The sequence below is a fragment of the Ferruginibacter profundus genome, from assembly GCF_054783275.1.
The window spans coordinates 294,477-314,057 of the sequence record NZ_BAAGQW010000003.1 but is presented as its reverse complement, the minus strand read 5'-3'; the positions used below and the strand labels follow the sequence as shown (position 1 = coordinate 314,057).

Sequence of the window (19,581 nt, the reverse complement as noted above, 5' to 3'; positions counted from 1 at the left end):
TTTTGGTTTACCTGTCTACAAGCCCGAGGCAATTACCACACTCTCTTCGGCTTCCTTACCAACGTAAACGAAAAAATAATATAATAAAAGAACATCCAGATATCAAACAATAAAAACCATGGATAGAGATCTTTTTCATTTAATTTTTGCATGCAGCGATAGTAAACAATGGCCTGCATAATAAAACGAACCCCGAATACAATTAACGCATACTGCCATCCGTAAAACAAAATACTTGCCACTAATAAAGGATAAAATAAAAATTGCGTAAGTGAATATACACCCAGCAAAAATTTATGCAGCGGTTTATAATATTTTGCTGTACTGTAATGCCGTTTTTTTTGCCTGGTCCATTGGCTGAATGTTTTAGCCGGTTCACTTAATGTAAAAGTATTGGCATCAATATTTATTTTGGTGTTGGTGGGGGTGGCTGCGGTCTTAATAAAAAGATCATCATCGCCGCTGGCGATATTACTATGTGCTGTAAAACCTTTATGCCTGAAAAAAATAGTTTTTTTATAACTCAGGTTTCTGCCCACCCCCATATAGGGCTTACCTGCCAGTGCATAAGAAAAATATTGCAGGGCAGTATGAAATGTCTCCCAGCGGATGAGTTTATTTAATACACCCTTTTTTTTATGGTAAGCTCCATAGCCCAACACAATTTCGGTATCCTCATCATAAGTTTCCTGCATTTTGTCAATCCAGAATTCGCTGGCTGGTACACAATCGGCATCAGTTAATAACACCACTTCGTATTTCGCAGCCTTAATGCCCATGCTCAAAGGAAATTTTTTGCCGGGTATAAACCTGGCTTCCTGTTTTAATTCTACTACATGCAGTTGTTTAAAACTTTTCTGAAATTCTTCCAGTAGGTATTTACTATCGTCAAAAGAATTATCATTCACTACAATTACTTCATGTGTAGTACGGTAATCCTGTACCAGCGAACCCGGCAGATTTTTCGCTAAATTTGCCGCTTCATCCCTTGAGCAGATGATAACCGATACCGGTTGGGTTTGCGATGCTGTTTTTGCTTGGGGCTTATAAAAAGCCAGCCGTAAAAAGAAAAAGCCGTAATAGAAAAGCTGTATCAGGGTGATGAGGCAAAAGCCGTAAAAAAGCAATTGCCACCAATGGGTAAAATTCATGGGGCAAAAATAAGGAATTAGTAATTTGGAATCGGGGATAAGTGATAACGCTATCCTCAGGATATAAACCGTAAACAAAAGCATATCATGGCTGCATTACAATTTGAATTACAACATAGCGATATACAAACCAAGGCCAGGGCCGGCAAGATCACTACCGACCATGGCGATATTGTAACGCCCATTTTTATGCCCGTAGGCACCGTGGGCAGTGTAAAAGCTGTTACCCAGCAGCAATTGCATGAGGATGTAAAAGCGCAGATCATCCTGGGTAATACCTATCATTTATACTTACGCCCGGGACTGGAAATCCTGGAAGCGGCCGGCGGCCTGCATAAATTCAATGGCTGGAATAAGCCCATTTTAACCGATAGCGGTGGTTACCAGGTTTTTTCTTTGGCCAACAACAGGAAATTAACTGAAGAAGGCGCTTTGTTTCAAAGCCATATTGATGGCAGCAAACATTTATTTACGCCGGAAACTGTAATGGATATTCAGCGTATTATTGGCGGCGATATCATTATGGCATTTGACGAATGCCCGCCATATCCCAGTGATTATAAATATGCCAAAGATTCGATGGACTTAACACACCGCTGGCTGGAAAGATGTTTTAAGCGTTTTAATACAACCGGAGATAAATACGGCTACACACAAAATTTATTTCCCATTGTGCAGGGTAGTACCTACAAAGATCTGCGAACAGCCTCGGCAGAATTTATTGCTTCGCAAAATGCCACCGGCAATGCTATTGGTGGATTGAGTGTAGGTGAGCCAACAGCAATGATGTACGAATACACCGAACTCTGTTGTGATATTTTACCCAAAGACAAACCCCGCTATTTAATGGGCGTGGGCACACCCTGGAATATCCTGGAAGGTATTGCTTTAGGTATTGATATGTTTGATTGCGTAATGCCTACCCGTAACGGCCGCAATGCCATGTTGTTTACATCGCAGGGTATCATCAACATTGATAATAAGAAATGGGAAAAGGATTTTTCTGTTATTGATGATGGCATTGATTGCCCGGTAAGTAATTTTTACAGCAAAGCCTACCTGCGCCATTTAATGAAAGCAAAAGAATTTTTAGGTTTAACCATTGCAAGTGTACACAACCTGGCATTTTATTTATGGCTGGTTACAGAAGCCCGCAAACATATTATTGCAGGCGATTTTAAAAGCTGGAAGGAAGAGATGGTATTGCGATTGCAGACAAGATTGTAACGTTTACTCAGTACGCTGAAATTTTATTTCTGCCTGCTACGATCGAAATACAATTTCGATATACTTCGGGAAATAAGAGATGATATTACGATTGCAGAAAAGTGTAATGAGTACATAGTATGCTGAAATTGTATTTCGGCCTGTCAGCATCGAAATAAAATTTCAATGTACCTGCCCAACCATTCGCCATCCTGTCTCGTCTTACCCCAAAGAATCGTACAATATTGTTAAAAATATATTTCCCCCATCGTTCCGGTAGTAAATACGGCCAAATAAACCGTCCCTTGGCACAATAATTGAAAACCTAAAGAAGTTATTTATCTTTAAATACCCAATCAAACTAAAACAATGATGAAACATTACATTTTTTATTTGCTTTTAACGTTATCCATACCCTTTGCTGCAGTAAGCCAGAACGGTACCGTACAAAATGCAGCTATACCGAAAGATGCTGCTGTAAACGTTACCATGACAGATTTTAAGAACAATGTACTCAATAATGAGATCGTGGTTTTTAAAAGCAAGCTCAACAGCAAGGAATACCAGGGCTTAACAGACGATAATGGTAAATTTACTGTACGCCTGCCATCAGGTGATACCTACGAGATTTTTATTTTAGGCTTTAAAGATTCGGCCAGTTATAATATTTTAGAAATCCCGGCATTAAAAGGCAATGCGTATTATAAAGATCCTTTTGTGGTGGATATACAACATATGCCTGCCAAAAGCTTTGTACTGGAAGATTGTAATTTTGAAACCGGTAAAGCCACATTAGAAGAAAGCTCGTATGGTGTACTGGATGAACTAGTAGCTTATTTGGTAAGAAAAGATGATGAAAAAATTGAAGTGGGAGGGCATACTGATAACGTTGGCACTGCGGCTAAAAATTTAGTGCTTTCGCAAGACAGGGCCAATACAGTAAGGGCCTATTTATTAACTAAAGGTATTGATCCGGCAAGGGTAACTGCCAAAGGCTACGGTGCTACAAAACCTGTTGCCTCCAATGCAACTGCAGATGGCAGGGCACAAAACAGGAGGACAGAGGTAACCATTCTTCAGTAATACATTGCTATATATAAATTAAAATCCGTCCCATTTAATTAGGACGGATTTTTTATGTTGCTTGGTTTCTTAAGTCTCTTTAGCGTATTTTACCGCTAATGGTTTCTATTGAACACTTTTTTGAGTGGCAGCATTAATTTCCAATGCTCAATTTGCAACGCCCCCATGTTCAATAAAAGAGCATTAAAACCCGATGCTGTTGCCGCCATCCACCGGCAACACTACACCGGTAATATATTTGGCGGCGTCGGTAGCTAAGAACAATGCAGCTTCACCAATATCAGCGGCTTCTCCCATAATACCCATGGGAGTTCTGCCAAATACTTTTGCTTTACGTTCAGGGTCGCTGTTCAATGCTTTATCCGTCATAGCGCTGTAAATAAATCCCGGTGCAATAGCGTTTACACGAATGCCTTTAGGAGAGAGCTCTACCGCCATGGCTCTTGTCATACCATCAATAGCAGTTTTGCTGGCACTGTAAGCAATTACTTTGGGTAAACCGTATTGTGCGGCCATTGAACTGATGTTGATGATATTGCCGGACTTTTTGGCCAGCATATGTTTTACCACTTCACGGCTTATGGCAAATACCGAACATAAATTGGTAGTGATCACACTTTGAAATTCTTCATCCGTTACTTCGGTAAACTCTTTTTTCATATTGATACCGGCATTGTTTACCAGTATATCAATCTGCCCGAACTCTGCAATGATATTTTCTATCAGGGCAGGAATAGAAGCCAAAGCCGTTAGGTCGCAGCTTTTATAAAAACAATGGTCTCCTAATTGGGATTGGGCTGTTTTTAATTTTTCTTCATCTCTGCCAACAATAATAGTTTGAATACCATGTTGCGAAAATTTCCGGGCAATGGCAAATCCTAATCCGGACCCACCGCCTGTTACAATAGCTACTTTTTTATTTTGCATATTTATTGATCTGTTCTTTTATAAAAATAGTTTAATTACCCGGCGCAAACGGAAAACGTAAGCTTTTATAATACTCCAATGTTTTATCCGGCTGCTCATAATGTGCCGGTATCGGCATTTTACTAAATGTTTGAAAATACAACAAACAGGCGTTGCGCCACCATACCGCTTCTTTCACCTGTATATTCAGCAACTGCTGTACCTGTATAAACCGCTCTGCATCCACAAATTTTTCCAGGCTATTCCATTGTTGCTGCATAGCTTTTATTGAATCAACACCGGTATAATATTTATAACACAACTCATTCCACAAGGTTCTGCCGCTATGCATGATATGGTTCCAGGATACATGATGAAACCATAATAAATATTCATCCGCACATTTGTTGCTGTCATTCCACTGGTTACTCACCTCATTTTTATATTCGCCTAATGCATTGGTGCCGGTAGCAGTTCTGTTAAAGCCAATACCAAAAGAATCGGCTTTGTGGTAATACACCGGGTTCCAGTCGGGCCTGCCCAATGTATTGCCCCAGGGCATCGGCCCGTAATGGTGACCGTTATACATGATGTGTGCTAATCCCAGCGGCGTCATATAATTCACCAGCGTTTCATGCGATTGCAACATCATTTTTCGGGCAACTGTTACAAATGTTTTGTTATTGCTGAAACTTTGTTGCAGCCATTCTGCAGCAATCTGTTCGCTGCTTAAAGTATAATCCCAGGCCAACCTGCCCAATGCATACCAGTTGGCTTGTGCAAAAGGGTGGCTGCACCAGTTGATATCACTACCGATATTGCTTACGCCTGCAATAGCGCTCATTGAAAAATTATTGATGCTGCCGTCAATTACTTTTGCCACTGTTGAACCTTTACCTTTTTCATACGTATCAGCATACAAGGTTTCTTTAAACATCGGCGCTTCAAATACAAGATGTGTTCCCTGCCCTAAATATTCCTGCGTTAGCTGAAACTCCATGGCCAGTGGTGTTTTGGGCATGGCGCCAAACAAAGGCGAAAAGGGTTCCCTGGGTTGAAAATCTATCGGGCCATTTTTTACCTGCAAAATTACATTGCTTTTAAATTGTCCGTCTAAAGGCGTAAACTCTTCATAAGCCTGTTTAAACCTGTCATTGCTTTGCTGGCTGTATACAAATGCACGCCACATCACTATGCCCTTGTAAGGCGCCAGTGCATCGGCAAACATATTGGCGCCATCTGCATGCGTACGATTATAATCCTGCGGGCCCGGTTGTCCCTCACTGTTAGCTTTAATTAAAAAGCCGCCAAAGTCGGGGATGAGCGTGTAAATTTCTTTTACTTTTTGTTTCCACCATTCCTGTACACCGGCATCTGAGGGGTCAGCAGTTTTTAAGCCACCAATTTCTATCGGCGCACTAAACCTGGCAGTAAGAAAAACTTTTATGCCGTAGGGGCGAAACACATTGGCTAATGCAGCTACTTTATATAAATATTGCCTGGTAAGTATAGTAGCATTGGCATTTACATTATTAAGTACCGTGCCGTTAATGCCTATCGATGCATTCGCCCTGGCATAATCAATATAACGCTGGTCGATATAATCGGGTAATTTATGCCAGTCCCAGATAGAGGCACCGGCATAACCTCTTTCAACAGATCTGTTTAAATTGTCCCAGTGGTTTAATAAACGATATTTTATTTTAGGGGCAGATGATATTTCTAAATTTGAAATATCCTGTTGTGTTTGCAGTAAACGTAAAAAGTGAAATACACCATACAATACGCCGATATCAGTATTGGCAGAGATTACAATTTTTTTTGGTCCGGATAGTGATGTAGAAATAATAAAACCTTCGTTTCCTGATTCACGTAACATGATTTTTTCATTGGGAAGTTGCCCCATGTCTAGCTCTATTGCTCTGCCAATGATCAATGTAGTTTTATTATTAACAGCATCTGTGGCTGTATAGTTAGCCGCAAGCAGACCCCGCAGTCCTTTTTCCAATTCATTTTTAGCCGCAGTAATTATTGCCGATTTGCCAATAACTGCAGGTGCAATGATCTGCTGTTTATATTTATTCAATAATGCAATATTGGAAATTTTATCGTACCGCAACCAAAGCCTGTAGCCATCATCTGCAGATACAGTGATGCTGCTCAATAATAATAAGTATACAAACAGTGGTTTCTTTATACGCATCAGCAAAATTATTTTTTAACCTTATCTTTTTTTAAAGACGATTCCCGTATGATCAATTCTGATTTAAGTACGATGGAGTTGGTATTGTTGGTACCATTGGCACCCTGCAATTGATTGATTAAATGTGTTGCAGCTACTTCTCCTATATCCATACCCGGATAATTTACTGTAGTGAGTTTAGGTTCTATAATGATACTGATGGTATCATTATTAAAACCTACCAGTGCAATATCTTCGGGTACCCGGATACCTTTTTCTTTAAATACCTGGATGCATAAAGCAGCGGTGAGATCATTGGTGGTAAAAATGCCATCCGGCAAAGGATGCATGGCGGCTACCTGGTTGGCAAAAGCAATGCAGGATTCTTTTTTAAGGTCATTAACAAATAAGAGGCTTTCATCAAATGGAATATGGTTGTCTTTTAAAGCGGCTAAATATCCTTTATAGCGTTGTGCATATACATTTCTTTTAAGGCTGGACGTGGTATGAATAATTCTTTTGCACCCCTGGTCAATCAGGTGCTGCGTGGCTTCGTAGCCCGCCTTAAAATTATCGATGATCACTTTGGTGCCTTTGCTGTCTTCTTCCACACGGTCAAAAAAAACTACCGGAATATTTCTTTCAAAAAAGGGTTCGTAATGATCCATGTTCTCTGTATCAAATGCCAGGGCGGCAATCAATCCATCTACTCTTTTATGAAAAAAGTTATTGGCATTGGCTACTTCTTTACCTGCTAATTCAGAGGAGTGGCCGATGATAAGATCGTAATTGGCAATGGTGGTTACTTTTTCTATGCCGGCTAACACAGAAGTAATAAAGTTACTGTTCAGCTCATGTACTATTACACCAATGGTATGGCTTTTCTGCCGGCGCAGGTTGCTGGCAAAATTATTAGAACGGTAGCCCAGCTCTTCTGCTTTTTCTACAATTCTCTTTTTAGTATTCTTATTAATGGCAGGATGATCCCTCAGCGCCCTGCTGATGGTGGCCGCAGAAAGGTTTAATTCCCGTGCCAGGTCATAAATGGTAATTTCTTTGTGCATATAGCAGCGAATTTCAACAATCCTGTGTCTATTATTTGAAATATTTTTTCTGCAATCGATTGCAATTTAAAATAAAATATTTACATTAGCATTTTAAAAGTAAGCTTTCTGTAAAAGTATTTCGGAAATATTTTTTCGGGTAGTACTGAAAGCCTTACTGACAAAGACTTTTAAAACGATCAGCTATAATGAAGATTGCTTGGCACCGGAATTATCCTTAGACGATTTTAATTTTTTTTTGAATGGCAATATTTAGAATTTGCTATTTTTTTGCAACTTTTATGCAATCGATTGCATAAAAGTTCAAGTCAGAGAATACCTGCTTTGTTACTAATAAAATTGTAGGCTGCTAATATGAATAAGAAATCTGCTTTGCTTTATCAGGCCATTGAAAATACAATAGGCGCTGTACTACCTCGCCATTGCGATACTTCAGCATTTTTTGCAATCAGCTTTTTTACTCAACACTGTCTTCCCCGTTTTTATTGTTCCAATACCATCTTACCATTAAACATTGTATCACCATTTTATAATAAACTATATGATTGACATTCTTGCATAAATTAATTAATACGCCAAAACAACAATTATGAAAAAAAGGAATCTTCAAAAAAACAACATGACTTTTTCTGTTGCGCCAAAACAGAAAATATTGTCATTTCTTATCCGGCCATTTATATTGCTGCTGCTGTTTGCATTGCCTGCCATGGTAACTGCCCAGCAAAAAGCTGTAACCGGCCATGTTAGTAACGAAAGCGGCTTGCCGCTGGCAGCTTCGGTTGTCATTAAAGGCACAACCAGGGGTACCACCACTGATGCCAACGGGAACTATACTATACTGGCAGCTCCCGGCGATAAAATAGTTATTTCTGCAGTAGAATATGTGTCGCAGGAATTTACTGTAGGTAAGGGCAACAGTGTGGATGCCGTTTTAGTAAGGGCAGATAAAGCCCTTAGTGAAGTGGTGGTGGTGGGGTATGGTACCCAAAAGAAAAAGGATGTTACAGGATCTGTAGTATCTGTTGGGGAAAAAGCTTTACGTGAAGTACCCGTGGCCAACCTGCAACAGGCTTTACAGGGCAGGGCCGCAGGTTTGGAAGTACAAAAAACAGGAACAAGGCCCGGCGCCGGAGCGGTTATTCGTATACGTGGTGAAAGAACCATTAACGGTTCTAACGATCCGCTCATTATCCTGGATGGTATTCCCTACGAGGGAGGTAACCTGAATGATATTAATCCGGATGAAGTAGCTTCTGTTGATGTTTTAAAAGATGCCTCTGCTACCGCTATTTATGGTTCAAGGGGGTCAAATGGTGTAATATTGATTACTACCAAAAAAGGAAAACCAGGCGAAGCCAAATTGTCTTACAATGGTTACGCCGGTAGTGTTTCAGTCAGAAACAAATACAATGTATTTAATGCGCAGGAGTATATTGCTTTAAGGGACCTTACTAACGTAAACCCTTACATGCCGGAAGAAACTGCAGCCAGGGCAAAAGGGCAATCTACCAACTGGCAGGACCTGATGTATAAAAACGGTTATGTAACCGATCAGAATATTTCTGTTTCGGGTGGCTCTACCGGTGGCAGCACCTATTCTTTAGGGGGTGGATATTACAAGGAAACCACTGTGTTACCCGGCCAGGATTTTGAACGTTTTTCTTTACGGGCCAGTGTTGATACTAAAATCGGTAAAAAATTAAAGATCGGTTTAAATACATTGAACAGTCTTAATATTACCAATGGCTCGCAGTTTAATAACCCTATGTTTCCAATCATTACTTTAAGCCCGTTAATGCCGGCTTATGATTCTTTGGGAAACCTGGTATTGTCGCCAACCGGTAATACAACAGACCGTGTAAGCCAGTACAATCCTCTTTTTCTTAAGAATAACGATGGACAATGGGTGGATAAAGTGCGCCGCCTGCGTACTTTCAACAGCCTGTACGCCGAATACCAGATCATAAAAGGATTAAAATACCGTGTTAATGTAGGTTTAGATTACCGTCTGCAGGAAAATGACCAGTTCAGAAGCTCAGACAAAGCTTTGGCCCCGAGCTATTTCAGGCCAAAACAAGGCAATACTGCAAGTGTGAATAATGCCGAAGGGTATGGCTATACGTTAGAGAACATAGTTACCTATGATAAAACAATTGGTAAACACAGGTTTACAGTAACAGGTTTATATAGCTTCCAGGAAGACCATAGCCATAACACCTCTGTAAGTAAAGATTCAATTGATGAGGATTTCATCCGCTTTTATAATTTAGGACAGGCCAATGCATCTAATAATGTAAAGCCTACAGTAAGTGGTTCAGAAGTTTCTTATGCATTGGAATCTTATATGCTGAGGGTTAATTATGCTTTTAACGATAAATATTTATTAACGCTTACGGAGCGTATTGATGGTTCATCACGCCTTGCTCCCGGAAATAAATACCATGATTATCCTGCAGCCTCATTTGGCTGGAATATCGGCAGCGAAAAATTTATGGAACAATTCAAATTCCTGGATAATTTAAAGTTAAGGGTGGGTGTTGGTCAAACATCAAATCAGTCAGTTAGTCCTTACACTTCTTTAGGCCTTGTATCTCCATATAACTACAACGGTTACTCGTCTCCTTCTGCTCCGGGTGGTACCATCCGTTATAACTACGGGCCATCAACAATTGTAACCGGTTATAATTTAGTAACCTTGCCTAACCCCAATTTAGATTGGGAATATACCAAAACTGTAAACGTAGGTTTAGATTTCAGCTTCTTTAAAAGCCGCATCACCGGTTCATTGGAATGGTATAAATCCAATACCAACAAAATTTTATACGGTATCTCTTTACCCGTTACTTCCGGCGTTTCCGGTAGTTATACTACTAATATCGGAGAAATGGAAAACAAGGGACTTGAATTTACGCTTAGCACTGTTAACGTAAGGCTTAACAATGGCTTTACATGGTCTACCGATCTTAACCTTTTTGGAAACAGGAACAAGCTGTTGAAATTAACTGACGGATTTAAAAATAATATCGGCAGCCAGTTATTCATCGGCCAGCCTTTAAGTGCACTTTACGATTACAATAAACTGGGCGTTTGGCAGTTAAGCGAAGCAGCTGAAGCCGCAAAATTTGGTAACCAGCCGGGTGATATTAAACTGGAAGATGTGAACGGAGATGGAAAGATCGATCCGAATAATGACCGCAAAATTATCGGCAGCGGACAGGCCAAAATACAGGGTGGTATTACCAACCGTTTTGCCTATAAAAATTTCGATTTCTCCTTTATTATGTATGCCCGTTTTGGTGGTTTACTGGTAAGCCAGATACACCAGCCTTTTGCGGCTTATACCAATGTATCAGACGGATTAAGGAATACCATTAAAACCAATTACTGGACACCAACCAACCCAACCAATGATTTCCCGATTGCCAATTTCACTTCCCGTGCAAGGCCTATTACTACCGACTGGACAACACTGGGGTATTATGATGCCAGTTTTATTAAAGTGCGTAGCATCAACCTTGGCTATACTTTTTCTTCAAAACTTGTGAGCAGGTTAAAAATACAATCTTTCAGGGCATATGTGGCTGTACAAAACCCATTTGTGTTGTATTCTCCTTACATGCGTAATGTAGGCGGGGTTGATCCTGAAGCAACAGGTACGGGTAACCAGGGTATTCAAAATCCGGGTAACTTATCGGGCAGGGCATTAACAGTAGGTTTAAATACACCTCCAACAATGTCAGTTAATGTAGGGTTTAATGTAACATTCTAATTAAAAAAATTTATAGATATGAAAAAATTATTTTCTCAAACAACAGCAGGTATGCTTATTGGTAGCTTACTGCTTTTGGCCAGCGGTTGCCAGAAAAAGCTGATAGAAAAACCTTATACGGTATTTACTATTGAATACCTTAAAACAGCAGCAGGATTACAAAGCTCTGCGGTTGCTTTATATTCGGGTATGCGTTATATTTATGGACCAAATGGCGGTCTTAATACCACTAACTCCGGTACAGACGAATGGTCACTGGGCGACCAGGGTGCAAGCAGTGGCCTGGATTGCGGGGCCTATAATTTAAACGCCAGCAATGGCGATATTTTAACTCCTTGGAACAGGAGTTTTAATAATATCAATCTTGCCAACGGAATATTAGGCTTTGCGCCTGATGTATCTATGGATGCTGCAGCTAAAGCAAAAATTGTGGCAGAAGCCCATTTTTTCCGTGGCTTGTATTACTTCGGGTTGGTGCAACAGTTTGGAGCTGTGCCATTAGACCTTGGCAGCGGTGATATGGTATTTAACCAATTGCCTTTCCAGGGCTTTAACAGGCTGGTAGCCGACCTGTTAAAAAAAGATTACCAGTTGATTATCGACGACTTTACTTATGCTACCCAGAATTTACCTGCTAAAAGGCCCGCTGGTGGTGGCTTTTATATTTACAAAGCTGCAGCCTATCATTTTTTAGCGAAAGCCTATTTATTCAGAGGCTATAGTGCTGTTAAGCAACCTACCGATTTTAAAAGTTCATGGGATGCTTCCAAATATGTGATCGATAACCAGGTGGCATTAGGTACTTCACTTTTGCCAGACTATGGAGATGTACATAAAGAAGGCAACGATTACAATGCCGAAATTTTGTATTCAGTAGAAAGAATACAGGCCGATCCATTTGACAACGAAACTAATGATGTTGCCAATGAATTTTCCGGCAAGGCTAATATGTCCTGCAACTGGTTTAATTCCAACTATCAGAATAATGTATCCATTAACGGGGCATTTCCGTGCGACAGGGTATTGCAATACATGAGACCTCTGCGCCAGCTTTGTCCTAATCCATGGTTATACGATTCGGCATTTGCTGATAAAATAAATGACAGCCGCTATGATAATTCATTCAGAACGGTGTGGCTGGCCACAAATAATAATGCGGCTTCCTCAGGAGTTAGCACAGGAGACACAGCATATTTTTTAGCGCCCAATAAAGTATATGCCGATTCATTAAGGGCATTGGGAACTAAAAAATACCTTATCCTTGATCCAACACAATTCTACCTGGTATCACGTCCTACATACCAGTTGTATCCTGCACTTAAAAAGTATGATGATAATAAAAGAGCCGGTATCAATGATGCATCAGGAAGGCCTTATGTAGTGGCTAAATTATCTGAAGTATATCTTGAAGCTGCCGAAGCTGCCATACTTGACGGCCGCCCCGGCGATGCATTACCATTGGTACTGGAGTTGCGTAAAAGAGCAGCCTACCGTCCATCATTAAGCGCAAATCCGGCTTTATTGGCACAAAGACAGGCCGTAATGACCAATAAAAATAACGGCACTCCAAACCTGCCTGTATTAACGCCTTATACTGCAGCTGATATGACCGTGGATTTTATAATGACAGAAAGATCACGTGAATTATGTGGCGAAAGTTTGCGCTGGGCCGATCTTGCCTGCAGGAATTTATTGGTGGAATATGTAAAAAACAGGAACCGCAACCTGGTGGCAGCACCAAAGGTTAAACCAACGCATGTGCTGAGGCCGATACCACAAAGCCAGCTGGATGCAAGCATTATTTCAAATCCGGCTTTGTATCAAAACCCGGGGTATTAAAATTAAAATTCTAAATTGTAAACTTTAAAATAAGTACAATGAAAAAAATATTCAGCAGCGTAATACTGCCTTCAGCATTAATGATCATAGCATTCAGTGCCTGTACAAAAATGAAAGATACCGGTACCCTTAATACCGGTGGATATAATGATGGTACAGCTGCTTTAAAAGATGCCTCAAACGGAAATTTCATTGGCGTTGCCATCGATTTTCCGGCAATGGTTACTAATTCCGCCTATTCGGATGTTGTTAAAAGAGATTTTAACCAGGTAACTTTTGGTAACCTGATGAAACACTCTTCTATAGTGAAAGATAATGGTACCATGGATTTTACCAATACCGATGCTCTGGTAGCTGCGGTTGGTACCCTGGATATTTTCGGGCACACGTTGGGGTGGCACTCGCAGCAAAACGCCACATATCTGAAGAGTTATTCAGGATTAGTGGTGCCTGCCGCGGCAGAACTGGCTACCAACCCGGGCTTTGAAGTGGGAGGTTTGAGTGGCTGGTCCATTTTTAACACTAATGGCGCTACCATTGCAGCAAGTTCTGCAGCAGGTGATGCCAGAACAGGAACTACCTGCATGAAAGTAATTAATCCTACCGCTCAAACAGGTAATCAATGGAAAGTGCAGGTATCCAGCGCTGCATTTGCAACTACTCCCGGTAAGCAGTATGCGATATCGTATTGGGTAAAAGCAGCATCTCCCGGCGGTTCTATCCGTTTGTCAACCGGTCCAACCAATTCTCAATACCAGGGCGACCAGACCATCGGAACAACTTACCAGAATATCATCTGGACCATTACTGCGAATATTGCTTCTACTACTTTCTTATTTGACATGGGTCAGGTGGCCAATACCTATTATATAGATGATGTAAGTGTAAAGGAGGTAATACCGGTACCCGGCGGTGCAGCAATTGCTAATAAATTAGATACCGCATTGGGTAACTACATTACTACTATGGTTACCCGCTATAAAACAAAGGTTAAAGCCTGGGATGTGGTAAATGAATTGATGGATGATAACGGTAACCTGCGTAACAATGCCAACAGTCCGGCACCTACCGGGGCTAATGACTGGTTAGTATGGTCTAACTATCTGGGCAGGGATTATGCACTGAAAGCATTTAACTATGCAAAAGCTGCCGATCCTGCTGCTTTATTATTCATCAATGATTATAATCTTGAATCAAGGCCTGTAAAGCTGGATTCTTTAATTGCAATGGTGGCAGAGTTAAAAGGCAAAGGTGCAAAAATTGATGGTATCGGAACACAGATGCATATTTCAAGAAACACCAGTTACGATGGTATTGATAAGATGTTTCAAAAGCTGGCCGCAACAGGTTTAAAAGTACATGTATCAGAATTGGATGTAAAAATTAACCCGGCTGTTGTACCTGGTTATGTACTTACGCCTTTGGAAGAAAATTACCAGGCGCAAATGTATAATTATGTTGTAGCTTCTTATTTAAAATATGTACCTAAAGCGCAACAATATGGTATCACTGTATGGGGCGTATCTGATAACACCAGCTGGTTATATAACAACGGTAAAGAATTTCCGCTGATGTACCGTGCTGATTTTTCAAAGAAAGTAGCTTATTCCGGTGTATTAAATGCATTGAATGGAAAATGATAAAAATGAGATATAAAAATATCCTGTCGCTGGTTTTGTTATTCTGTGCATCGGTTATTCATGCACAGGATAACAATTCGGGCGTGCAACTTAAAAAAACAGACGGCTTTCCTCAATTACTTATTGATGGAAAGCCGTTTTTGATTTTGGGAGGAGAGCTGGGTAATTCAAGCGCTTCCAATATCGAGTATTTAAAACCCGCCTGGAAATATTTGCAGCAAATGCATTTGAATACAGTGCTGGTGCCTGTGTATTGGGAACTGCTGGAACCTGAAGAAAATAAATTTGATTTTACCCTGGTAGATGGCATGATTGCTGATGCAAGGCAACATAATATGAAGATTGTTTTTTTGTGGTTTGGAGCATGGAAGAACAGTATGAGTTGTTATGCACCATTGTGGATGAAAAAAAATCCGAAACGTTTTCCCCGAACGCAGGATACAGCAGCAAGAAGCCAGGAGATATTTTCTGTTTTTGGCAAGGAAACACTGGAAGCGGATAAAAAAGCTTTCGCTGCTTTAATGCGTCATACAAAAGAAATTGACGGTAACGGAAAAACTGTGATAATGGTTCAGGTAGAAAATGAAATTGGAATGTTACCTACGTCAAGAGAGTTTTCTAAAACTGCCGATAATTATTTTAATGCGAAACTGCCGGCAGAGTTAATGGCTTACCTGCAAAAAAATAAGAACAACCTGGTTCCCGAATTAAGGGAGAAATGGGAGAAACAAAATTTTAAAACAAACGATACCTGGGCCGCTACTTTTGGGGCAGGGGTATTAACGGATGAAATTTTCCAGGCATGGTACTATGCAAAATATACCAATGAAGTTACACTGGCAGGTAAAAAAGAATACAACCTGCCCATGTATGTGAATGCGGCATTACCAAGGCCGGGTAAATTACCGGGGCAGTACCCCAGTGCAGGACCATTGCCGCAGGTAATGGATATCTGGCAGGCCGGCGCACCGGCATTAAATATGTTATCACCGGATTTTTATAACCCCGATACAAAATACTGGTGCGATCTGTATGTAAGAAATAATAACACTTTGTTTGTACCCGAAATACAATTTGATAAAACCTGTGCGGCAAAAACTTTTTTTATTATCGGGCATTATAAAGCGATCGGTTTTTCTCCCTTCTCTATAGAATCGGAAAACAGTGCTGCTGTATCGTTAGCAAAAAGCTATGATATCATGCAGCAGCTAACACCATTTATAGTAAATAAACAATGGCTTGGCATGGATGGGTTTTTACTGGATAAACAAAACAGGAGCACTACTGTAAAAATGGGGCAGTATAAACTGGTGGTATCGCACGAAGCTACACTGTCATGGTCTGCCGAAGCAAAAGATTCAATTTGGAGTACAACAGGGGGAATAATTTTACAAACAGCACCCGATGAATTTTTAGTTGCAGGTTCCGGTATAGTGGTTACATTTGAAAACACCGATAAAAATATGGTGAGTAATATTGCAGCAGCTGACGAAGTAAGGTATGAAAATGGTGCAGTAATTAAAGGCAGAAGAATGAATGGCGACCAGGATCACCAGGGAAGACATATTCGTTTTGCAGTGGGAGACTGGGGGATTCAAAAAGTGCAATTGTATAATTCACCTGCAAAAATTGATAATTAATCAGCGGAGTAAATACTTCGCTGAAAAAGATAGTAAAAATCTTTTCTCGTTTATTAGTAGTTGGCAGGAGGGATGTTTTACATCCTTCCTTTTTAATTTTTTAAATGAGAAAGGTTGTATTGATTACTTATGATATTAAGATTGATAAATTATAAAACAGGATTATAAAATCAAAATAATGACTAACCACCTGATGCATCAAACTATGCGCTGGTACGGGCCGAACGATCCGGTAAGCCTGGCCGATATTTTACAGGCCGGTTGTAAAGGTGTGGTAACAGCTTTGCACCAGGTACCTGTTGGTGATGTATGGACGATGGATGAAATTGAAAAAAGAAAAAAACTGGTTGAAGATGCCGGCATGAGCTGGACCGTAATTGAAAGCCTACCGGTAAGTGATGATATCAAAAAACAAAGCGGTGATTATTTGCAGCACATTGAAAATTATAAGATCAGTTTAAAAAATGTAGCTGCCTGTGGTTTAAAAGTGGTGACCTATAATTTTATGCCGGTACTGGATTGGTTGCGTACCGATGTGGCCTGGCAATTGCCCAATGGTGCAACAGCATTGTATTTTGAACGCCTGGCATTTGTAGCGTTTGACCTGTTCTTATTAAAAAGGCCCGGCGCAGAAAATGATTATACTGCTGAAGAAATCAAAAAAGCAGAACAGAAATTTGCTTTGATGACCGATGCAGAAAAAGAAAAAGTTTTTCGTAATGGTATGTTGGGTTTGCCGGGAAGTGATGATGCCTTTACCCCAGATCAGGTTTTGGCAGCATTAAAAACTTATGCAGGTATTGATGCAAAAAAATTAAAAGAGCATTTATTTTATTTTTTACAACAGGTAATTCCCGTTGCAGAAGCATGTGGTTTGTTAATGGCCATTCATCCTGATGACCCGCCATATGCTGTTTTAGGTTTACCAAGAATTATGAGTACTGAACAGGACGCTGCTGATCTGATTGCTGCGGTGCCTTCTAAAGCAAATGGTTTTTGTTTTTGCACTGGTTCATTTGGTGCAAGGCCCGATAATGACCTGGTGAAGATGATTCAGCGCTTTGGTGATCATATTCATTTTTTACATTTAAGAAATACCAAAGGTGATGGTAACGGAAATTTTTATGAGGCCAATCACCTGGAAGGTGATGCAGATATGTATGCCATCATAAAAGAAGTATTACTGCTGATGCAACGTAGAAATATATCGTTGCCAATGCGCCCCGATCACGGGCACCAGATGCTGGATGATCTGAAAAAGAAAACTTATCCCGGTTATTCTGCAATAGGCAGATTGAAAGGATTGGCCGAATTGCGTGGTGTGGAATATGCATTAAGCAAAATGCTATAAAAAAATGACAACTTTTAATTTTTAAACTATAACGGATAATAAATAATGAAAAGATTGTACAAACTGATATTGATAATTGTACTGATACTTTCAGTACATGCCACCCGATCGCAGTCTTTTACCAATCCCATATTATCCGGTTTTTATCCCGATCCGAGTATTTGCAGGGCTAACAATGATTATTACATCGTCAACTCTTCGTTTGCCTATTATCCCGGGCTGCCCATTTTTCACAGTACCGATTTATTAAACTGGCAACAAATTGGCTATGCACTTAACAGGCCCGAACAATTAAACCTTGATGGTGCAGGTGTTTCGAGAGGTTTGTTTGCACCTGCTATCCGTTATCATGATGGTACATTTTATATTTTATGTACACTGATTGACAAGGGAGGCAATTTTATTGTTACTGCAAAAGATCCCAAAGGGCCATGGAGTAATCCTATATGGTTACCGGAAGTAAAAGGTATTGATCCATCCATTGATTTTATCGGGGACAAAGCCTACATCGTTTACAACAGCGATCCGCCGGAAAATAAATCTTTGTATGACGGTCACCGCACTATAAGAATGTATGCATTTGATTATACAAATTTCAAAGTGACAGGCGAAGAAAAATTACTGATCAATGGCGGTACTGATATTGCAAAAAAGCCGATCTGGATTGAAGGGCCGCATTTATATAAAGTTGGAGAATATTATTATTTAATGTGCGCCGAAGGTGGAACAGGCTATAATCACAGTGAAGTAATTTTCAGAACAAAAAGCCTTGATGAACCTTTTGTATCGTATCAAAACAATCCCATACTTACACAACGTAACCTGGACTCCACTAGAAAAAACCCCATCACCACAACCGGCCATGCCGACCTTGTACAGGCAACAGATGGAAAATGGTGGGCCGTTTTTTTAGGCTGCCGTCCTTATCAGGGAGATTTTTATAATACCGGAAGAGAAACTTTTATGGCTCCGGTAGCATGGAAAGATGACTGGCCTGTTATCAATCCCGGTTTTGCCGAAGTGCAATATTCCTACCCGATTAATGCTGTTGTAAAAAAAACGGCAGAAAAATTTTCTGGTAATTATTTTTTCAGGGATGATTTTAATACCTCGATATTAAACAACCGGTATTCTTTTTTGCGAACAGTACGCAACCAATGGTACAACCTGGAAGCAAGACCTGGCTCGCTGTCGCTTGATTTGCAGCCGCAAACCTGCTCCGGAAAAGAAAATCCTTCTATGGTTTGTTTTCGGCAGCCCCATATAAAAGGGTATGCAGCAACGGCCCTGGAATTTAACGCCGCAAATGAAAATGAAAAAGCGGGACTTATGATTTTTCAAAGTGAAAACAATTTTTATTTTATCTGCCGGTCGGTAGAAAATGGTAAACCAGTAGTACAATTATTAAAAGGGAATGGTAAAAATACTTTGGTTGCAAAACCAGGAATAATAGCAACACAGTCACTGCCTGGCAAAACTGGTAAAGAAATATACTTTAAAATTGAAGCCAAAGGTGATGGCTGTTCTTTTTATTATGCATGGAAAAAAAATGACTGGCGCCTATTGGCAGAAAATGAAGACGGCAGGTTTTTAAGTACCAAATGGGCCGGCGGCTTTGTGGGCAGTATGTATACCATGTATGCTACCTCAAATGGGGTGGCATCAACAAACAAGGCATTATTCAACTGGTTTGAATGCAGGAGTGAAGATGAAGTATATAAAAAATAAATTGTAATTCTTATAATACAAA

12 protein-coding genes are annotated in these 19,581 nt (G+C 40.2%); 8 read left to right on the top strand and 4 right to left on the bottom strand.

What is annotated here, in order from left to right:
- Positions 1-32: 32 nt before the first annotated feature.
- The gene (locus tag ACYVM0_RS21190; RefSeq protein ID WP_460560431.1) at positions 33-1,151 is read right to left on the bottom strand and encodes a glycosyltransferase family protein; all 1,119 of its coding nucleotides are present in this window, start codon (positions 1,149-1,151) and stop codon (positions 33-35) included.
- Positions 1,152-1,238: 87 nt separating this feature from the next.
- On the opposite strand from ACYVM0_RS21190, the gene tgt reads away from it, so the two are divergent.
- Both tgt and ACYVM0_RS21180 read left to right on the top strand, forming a co-directional pair.
- A complete protein-coding gene (gene tgt, locus ACYVM0_RS21185; RefSeq protein WP_460560429.1) occupies positions 1,239-2,378 on the top strand; it encodes a tRNA guanosine(34) transglycosylase Tgt in 1,140 nt (379 codons plus the stop codon).
- A 348-nt stretch (positions 2,379-2,726) separates the two neighbouring features.
- Positions 2,727-3,440 (top strand): OmpA family protein, encoded by a 714-nt coding sequence (locus ACYVM0_RS21180; protein WP_460560427.1) that lies wholly within the window; start codon positions 2,727-2,729, stop codon positions 3,438-3,440.
- Positions 3,441-3,623: 183 nt separating this feature from the next.
- On the opposite strand, the gene ACYVM0_RS21175 is transcribed toward ACYVM0_RS21180, so the two are convergent.
- The 3 genes from ACYVM0_RS21175 to ACYVM0_RS21165 are packed head-to-tail and all read right to left on the bottom strand — an operon-like array spanning position 3,624 to position 7,592.
- Positions 3,624-4,367 carry an SDR family NAD(P)-dependent oxidoreductase gene (locus ACYVM0_RS21175; RefSeq protein WP_460560425.1) on the bottom strand — a complete coding sequence of 248 codons (744 nt, stop codon included), beginning with the start codon at positions 4,365-4,367 and terminating at the stop codon, positions 3,624-3,626.
- 31 nt (positions 4,368-4,398) lie between these two features.
- A complete protein-coding gene (locus ACYVM0_RS21170) occupies positions 4,399-6,549 on the bottom strand; it encodes an alpha-glucuronidase family glycosyl hydrolase (RefSeq protein WP_460560423.1) in 2,151 nt (716 codons plus the stop codon).
- 8 nt (positions 6,550-6,557) lie between these two features.
- On the bottom strand, positions 6,558-7,592 hold the full coding sequence (locus ACYVM0_RS21165; RefSeq protein WP_460560421.1) for a LacI family DNA-binding transcriptional regulator: 1,035 nt from the start codon (positions 7,590-7,592) through the stop codon (positions 6,558-6,560).
- Between the two features lie 589 nt (positions 7,593-8,181).
- Between ACYVM0_RS21165 and ACYVM0_RS21160 the strand changes: the two genes are divergently transcribed.
- From ACYVM0_RS21160 to ACYVM0_RS21135, 6 genes are all read left to right on the top strand, one after another.
- A complete protein-coding gene (locus tag ACYVM0_RS21160) occupies positions 8,182-11,361 on the top strand; it encodes a SusC/RagA family TonB-linked outer membrane protein (RefSeq protein WP_460560419.1) in 3,180 nt (1,059 codons plus the stop codon).
- Positions 11,362-11,379: 18 nt separating this feature from the next.
- The gene (locus ACYVM0_RS21155; protein ID WP_460560417.1) at positions 11,380-13,200 is read left to right on the top strand and encodes a RagB/SusD family nutrient uptake outer membrane protein; all 1,821 of its coding nucleotides are present in this window, start codon (positions 11,380-11,382) and stop codon (positions 13,198-13,200) included.
- Positions 13,201-13,238: 38 nt separating this feature from the next.
- Positions 13,239-14,840: an endo-1,4-beta-xylanase gene (locus ACYVM0_RS21150; RefSeq protein WP_460560415.1), complete on the top strand. Its 1,602-nt coding sequence runs from the start codon at positions 13,239-13,241 to the stop codon at positions 14,838-14,840.
- Between the two features lie 5 nt (positions 14,841-14,845).
- Positions 14,846-16,480: a GH35 family beta-galactosidase gene (locus ACYVM0_RS21145; protein ID WP_460560413.1), complete on the top strand. Its 1,635-nt coding sequence runs from the start codon at positions 14,846-14,848 to the stop codon at positions 16,478-16,480.
- 178 nt (positions 16,481-16,658) lie between these two features.
- Positions 16,659-17,831 carry a mannonate dehydratase gene (uxuA, locus tag ACYVM0_RS21140; RefSeq protein ID WP_460560411.1) on the top strand — a complete coding sequence of 391 codons (1,173 nt, stop codon included), beginning with the start codon at positions 16,659-16,661 and terminating at the stop codon, positions 17,829-17,831.
- A 45-nt stretch (positions 17,832-17,876) separates the two neighbouring features.
- Positions 17,877-19,559: a glycoside hydrolase family 43 protein gene (locus tag ACYVM0_RS21135; protein WP_460560409.1), complete on the top strand. Its 1,683-nt coding sequence runs from the start codon at positions 17,877-17,879 to the stop codon at positions 19,557-19,559.
- Positions 19,560-19,581 lie beyond the last annotated feature (22 nt).

Bases quoted from the DNA above. Each gene is read 5' to 3' on its own strand.
- ACYVM0_RS21170 (WP_460560423.1), bottom strand. From the start codon at position 6,549: ATGCGTATAAAGAAACCACTGTTTGTATACTTATTATTATTGAGCAGC.
- tgt (WP_460560429.1), top strand. From the start codon at position 1,239: ATGGCTGCATTACAATTTGAATTACAACATAGCGATATACAAACCAAG.
- ACYVM0_RS21155 (WP_460560417.1), top strand. From the start codon at position 11,380: ATGAAAAAATTATTTTCTCAAACAACAGCAGGTATGCTTATTGGTAGC.
- ACYVM0_RS21190 (WP_460560431.1), bottom strand. From the start codon at position 1,151: ATGAATTTTACCCATTGGTGGCAATTGCTTTTTTACGGCTTTTGCCTC.
- ACYVM0_RS21175 (WP_460560425.1), bottom strand. From the start codon at position 4,367: ATGCAAAATAAAAAAGTAGCTATTGTAACAGGCGGTGGGTCCGGATTA.
- uxuA (WP_460560411.1), top strand. From the start codon at position 16,659: ATGACTAACCACCTGATGCATCAAACTATGCGCTGGTACGGGCCGAAC.
- ACYVM0_RS21165 (WP_460560421.1), bottom strand. From the start codon at position 7,592: ATGCACAAAGAAATTACCATTTATGACCTGGCACGGGAATTAAACCTT.
- ACYVM0_RS21180 (WP_460560427.1), top strand. From the start codon at position 2,727: ATGATGAAACATTACATTTTTTATTTGCTTTTAACGTTATCCATACCC.
- ACYVM0_RS21160 (WP_460560419.1), top strand. From the start codon at position 8,182: ATGAAAAAAAGGAATCTTCAAAAAAACAACATGACTTTTTCTGTTGCG.
- ACYVM0_RS21150 (WP_460560415.1), top strand. From the start codon at position 13,239: ATGAAAAAAATATTCAGCAGCGTAATACTGCCTTCAGCATTAATGATC.
- ACYVM0_RS21145 (WP_460560413.1), top strand. From the start codon at position 14,846: ATGAGATATAAAAATATCCTGTCGCTGGTTTTGTTATTCTGTGCATCG.
- ACYVM0_RS21135 (WP_460560409.1), top strand. From the start codon at position 17,877: ATGAAAAGATTGTACAAACTGATATTGATAATTGTACTGATACTTTCA.